The organism is Chamaesiphon sp. OTE_20_metabat_361 (assembly GCF_031364565.1).
Genome location: NZ_JANLWO010000664.1, coordinates 1 through 4,534 on the forward strand (window position 1 = coordinate 1; position 4,534 = coordinate 4,534).

5 protein-coding genes are annotated in these 4,534 nt (G+C 48.9%); 1 reads left to right on the forward strand and 4 read right to left on the reverse strand.

What is annotated here, in order from left to right; translation table 11 throughout:
* Together RMO35_RS19020 and RMO35_RS19025 are read right to left on the reverse strand one after the other, a co-directional pair.
* A partial coding sequence (locus tag RMO35_RS19020) for a transglutaminaseTgpA domain-containing protein (protein ID WP_309743157.1) occupies positions 1-2,275 on the reverse strand: 2,275 nt, incomplete at its 3' end.
* A gap of 45 nt (positions 2,276-2,320) precedes the next feature.
* Positions 2,321-2,503, reverse strand: a complete 183-nt coding sequence (locus RMO35_RS19025; RefSeq protein ID WP_309743159.1) for a hypothetical protein — start codon at positions 2,501-2,503, stop codon at positions 2,321-2,323.
* A 388-nt stretch (positions 2,504-2,891) separates the two neighbouring features.
* Between RMO35_RS19025 and RMO35_RS19030 the strand changes: the two genes are divergently transcribed.
* The gene (locus RMO35_RS19030) at positions 2,892-3,344 is read left to right on the forward strand and encodes a VOC family protein (protein ID WP_309743161.1); all 453 of its coding nucleotides are present in this window, start codon (positions 2,892-2,894) and stop codon (positions 3,342-3,344) included.
* Positions 3,345-3,597: 253 nt separating this feature from the next.
* Here the strand turns inward: RMO35_RS19030 and RMO35_RS19035 are convergent, their stop codons facing one another.
* Together RMO35_RS19035 and RMO35_RS19040 are read right to left on the reverse strand one after the other, a co-directional pair.
* Positions 3,598-3,939 (reverse strand): DUF4351 domain-containing protein, encoded by a 342-nt coding sequence (locus RMO35_RS19035; protein ID WP_309743163.1) that lies wholly within the window; start codon positions 3,937-3,939, stop codon positions 3,598-3,600.
* Positions 3,940-4,199: 260 nt separating this feature from the next.
* The coding region (locus RMO35_RS19040; RefSeq protein ID WP_309743165.1) for an S-adenosylmethionine:tRNA ribosyltransferase-isomerase at positions 4,200-4,534 on the reverse strand (335 nt) is incomplete at its 5' end.

Consider the following 4,534-nt stretch of genomic DNA (forward strand, 5'->3'; position numbering starts at 1 on the left):
GTGCGCCATATCGCCAAGCTGTATAGGCTTGAGAGATTTCCGCAACCGCGAGACTCGTGGCTGCCGATCGAGTCTCGCGGACTGTTTGGGCGTATTCTAACGGTGTTTGCGCGGGATGTTTGGGCACGCCGCGATCGCGTAATTGGGCTAACATTTGTTGATAGATTCGCTCGACTGGGGAGAGTTTTTTGAGCCATTGGCGATGTCGCCAGTTGGTGAATTGTTGCCAGCCCCACCACAGACAAAAAGCGATCGAGATTGCGATCGCACTACCGCTAAATATTCCCAACCAACCGCGATTAAACAGACCGAGAAATAAGGAAATACCGACGACCAACCAGCCGAGCGTCAGCGACCAAATTTGGGCGATCCAAGCGGTAACTGGCGAAGGCAACCAACTCGCTACCCAATTCCACAGTTGCTGGAGCGTGCTAAAAGTTTGGTCTTCATCGACGCCTGGAGGGGTCAAGGGGTGTCCGGGAATCGGATCGAATGCCAACCAGCCATATTTGGGAAAATAGACTTCTGTGAGGGCATGTGCGTCGGTGTTGGAGACTTCATAGAATCCAGTAAAGGGATTGAATTTACCCGGATCGAAACCGACAACCAATCGGGCGGGAATCCCGATCGAGCGTAACATCATCGTGTAGGTCGTTGCAAAATCATCGGCATAACCGCCAGTTTCGCAGGTAGTCGATTTACCCTCGCAGCGAAACAGAAACCAGCTCGCGACATCGGCATTTTCGGGCACGCGATCGAGGCTTAGGGGGTTAGCTGGGAGGCGATAATGTTGCTTGAGATATTGGGCGAGGTAGAGAGATTTAGCGTAGGTAGATGTCAGCGGGGGGCTATTTTTACCGACTTGCCGTTGAGGATAATCGGTGACTAAATTTTGAGTGTATTGCTGCAATTTGGGCGCAATATCGGCAGGAATTTGGAGATAATATTCGACGATCTTGGGGGGATACTTGGTACTGGAGCGATCGAGTATTTGGCGATCGCGATAGGGCACCTGCGAGACAACAGTATAGGTCAATCCGGGCTGTAAGCCGACTGGCGATCGGACGATCCCTTCGGCGTCTAGCGCAATTTCGGGCGTGGGGAAATATAGCTCATTGATAGTGGCTAACCCCGGAATGATATTGGGCAAGTCTTCGAGCGCGGTATAACTCTGAATTACCTTCTTACTGGGGACTCGGGAATTGGGATAATCCAGGGTAAATTTATAATCCCACACCGGACGGCGCACCTTTTGCGTCTGCTCGTTGCGCGAAATTTCCCAGCCTTGCCCAGTATAGCGATCGAATGCCAAGGCGCGCCAAAATCCCGGCGCTTGGGAGCGAACGCGCATCACTAGCTTGGGCTTCATCACACCGCGCGCACCATTGCGATCGATCCGCGAGTTAAACCCATAATAGGCAGTATCATCCGTCCGTTCATCGCTCTGGCTATCGCCGCCGCCGTTACCGTCGATTTGCAGATTTTTGCCACTCCCAGCTTTACCTTTGCGCTGAAAGCCGGGATTAGTAATCCCCTTCGGGTCAAACTTTTTTTGCTCGTATTGAATCGGCGCACTCATCGGGAGCGAACCTTGATAGCCGCCAAAGCGCGGCATTATGGCGAAAATAACTAAGCCGATGCCCAAGACTAGCCCCAACAATTGCCCCAGTTTTTGCCACGGTAAACCGATGTTGGCGATTTGCGTCGGACTGGAAATCTTCAGCGGCGTCAGATCGAGCCGCGAGCGATAGTCGAGAAATAATACCGGAATCGCGATCGTCAAAAATAACAGCAATAGCGGTGCAAAAGTCAACGTCTGACTCAAAGTACCCGCCACACTAATCAAGATTAACCCGATCGTCATCGAGTAGCCCAAATCCTTCCGGCGCGGTAGATCGAAGGTATGAATTACCTGCACCTGCACCAATAACTCTGCCAAAACCAGCCGCGTATCATTGAGACTCCCCACCAGATTCGCGACAAAATAGCCCAATGCCCCCAGCATCGCCAATGCTAGACCAAATTTAGCACCGATATTCCGCCCGTGACGATGAAACCAACTCCACGTCGCCCCGATAATACTCAGGGGAATCGCCCACAAACTCAGACTAGTATCAGCAGCGACATCGGTGGCAATAATCCCGACGATTACCATTGACTGTACTAGCACCCGTAACAATAATGATTCTTCGGGCGCAATCTTCGGCATCATTGCCATCTGACGCTGAATTTTGGCAAGCGGTGAAAGCGATCGCTCTGGTGCAGATGTGGGCATAATAAGAACGTGAAGGGCACTTATCTCGACCCACTAGCAAACTAGTTACCGATCTTCGCGATCGGCTTCGGGCGATGAAGGTGGAGGACTGGTAAGTTTAGAGTTCCCAGATTCGACCTCAGTTGTTTCATATTCTTCAATTTTGGTTTCCCACGGAAATAGGGGCGGATGCTTTTGAATTACGGCATTCAGTTGTTTTTGAATTAATAAAGGTAATCGATCTTCCACGTTCGGCACTCACTCTCAAATTGATTTAGGTTTAGTCAATGGCATGGCAACCCTCGGTAATAATGCACTCTAACTGGTTAATCCCCGTCTTAATTTGAATATACACCACCGCTATCCCCAAATCAGGACACAACTCGATCGCAATTTGGGCTAAATTCGTCCGGTTTTGGTTAGCATAAGGGTGTTATGAGGTTTAGTGAATAGTGGATAGTGAATAGTGGATAGTGAATAGGGGATAGTGGATAGTGAATAGAAGTAATATCAATCTCTAATTAGAGAATGACACACCGATATTTAAAACCCTTTACCCTTTACCCTTTACCCTTTACCCTTTACCTTTCACGACAATATCAGTGTTCCAGCGATTTGTTTTTTAAAAACCATTGCTATGATTGCAACTCGATCGATCTCGACGCTCCCCACAGGTGCCCTCCGCCGCATCCATCATATCGCGCTCAATGTCAGCGACATGCAGGCATCTCGCCACTTCTACGGGACGATTTTGGGCTTACACGAGCTAACTGGCACAGAAATCCCTACAAGCCTGACAGAATTGGTTCGACAGGGACAGGTGGCAAATTTTCGGACTCCTGATGGCACCGTGCTGGATTTATTTGGCGAGCCAGACTTATCGCCACCATCACCCGATCTGACACAGCAATTTACCCGCGCCAATCATCTCGCCTTTGATATCGCGCCAGACTTATTTGAATTAGCCGTCCAGGTGCTGCACGATAATGGAGTCAAAATTGATGGCGAACCCGTCACTAGAGCGACCGGGCGCGGCGTATACTGTTACGATCCCGATGGGTTTATCATCGAAATTCGCTGCGAGCCATAATATTCCTAGATCTCATGCGACCATTATTAGTGATGATTGATTAGTAGAAAAGTATGGTGGGCACTGGCGTGACCGGACTAAAATTGTGGGTAAAGGGGACTAGCTAGTAGGTGGGCACTGCCCACGAGCAAACCTTGACGGAGCAATGATTTGGGCTTGTTTTCGCGGTCGATCTTATCGAACTCAATCTCAATTGCGAATATTTGATGATTCGATCGTGCATATTTGGGATCGACGACAATTTAAAGTTATTTTACGCTCGATCTGCATCTAACCAAGCCACCAAATCATCCATTTGACTAAAATCTAACAACGCCTCACTCAACTCCTCCAATCGAGGCAGAGAAAGAGCCTTCACATGCAACTGCAACTCTGGAGACAGAACACCAACTCGTCTATTTAATTGCCGTAAAATCAAAGTCTGTGCTTCCTTCTGCCCGCCAATCCTTTCAGCCGCTTGGATCTTTTCTAAATACAAAGGCGATAACTGCATAATTAAATCCCGCTCCTCCGGTTCGATATTTACTTTAGCTTCCAAAGTAACTCTCAGATTTCCCAATAGATCCAAGACATTATCTCGATAGGGATGATTCATCGCTAGTGCAGCAACTTCCGCGATCGCTTGTTCATCCGACTTAATTTTACCATTGTGCTGCCTACGACGGCTTTGGCGACCTCACCTAAGCGACTTATCAACAAGCACTGGAATCCGGTAATTCAGCTTCTACTGGGAAGACCGCCAGACAAACTCAAACAGGTTTGACAAAACTCGGTCTCAACTTCAAGGGGAAGAGATTCAACGATCGTGATTTTGAGTAAATTTAGCAGTTCTCAATCACGTAATCTCCTGCCGTCTTAGGGCGATTTTGATGTCAAACCGCTCTGCTCGTCGGCTGAAAAAGATCGAATCAACATCGCATCCCCAAAAGAGTAAAAGCGATAATCAGACTCGATCGCGACTTGATATAAGTCTAATAGTCTTTGCCGCCCGATCGCCGCACTGACCAGCATCATTAAACTCGAACCGGGTAAGTGGAAATTGGTAATCAATCCATCCACGACGCGCCATTGATAGCCGGGATAGATAAAGATATTCGTATCGCCGCTGTAAGGCTGCAATGTGCCCGCCTGAGCTGCCGTTTCCAGGACGCGTACCGCAGTTGTCCCCACGGCATATACCTTGCCACCAG

Excerpts from the sequence above, each read along its gene's own strand:
- RMO35_RS19030 (WP_309743161.1), top strand. The coding sequence starts at position 2,892 with ATGATTGCAACTCGATCGATCTCGACGCTCCCCACAGGTGCCCTCCGC.
- RMO35_RS19035 (WP_309743163.1), bottom strand. The coding sequence starts at position 3,939 with ATGAATCATCCCTATCGAGATAATGTCTTGGATCTATTGGGAAATCTG.